Here is a 330-nt window from a genome sequence, read left to right as displayed (position 1 = left end):
ACCGGTCGCCCGACCCGCTCCCGCACTGCCCGAGACGCTCATTCGGCCCCAGCTCATGCGGCTCGCCGTACTCCCGCCCGTCGCGGTCGCCCTCGCCGCCACCGCGGCCGTCGTGTTCACCGTCCGCTCCAGTGGCGCGCACGCCGGCCTCGCCCTCTGGGCGGTGCTCGCGCTCACCACCGTGGTCGCCGGGGCCGCCATCGCCATCGCCGCCGTGGCCGCCGACCGCGCCGCCCGCTCCGTCGGAGACCGCGTCGGCGCCCTGCGCCGCAACGCCGCCCGCGGCGAGGCCGACCTGCGCGCCCTGGTCGACGCGCTGCGCCGGGGCGA

1 pseudogene is annotated in these 330 nt (G+C 80.0%); it reads left to right on the top strand.

From position 1 onward, the window contains the following. A pseudogene (locus CCN33_RS12155) lies at positions 1-330 on the top strand (ATP-binding protein); the annotation flags it as partial.

It is taken from the genome of Streptomyces recifensis, from assembly GCF_002154615.1.
Taxonomy (GTDB): domain Bacteria; phylum Actinomycetota; class Actinomycetes; order Streptomycetales; family Streptomycetaceae; genus Streptomyces; species Streptomyces griseoluteus.
Note: the sequence above shows the minus strand (reverse complement) of the source record. Positions and strands in the feature narration are given on the sequence as shown.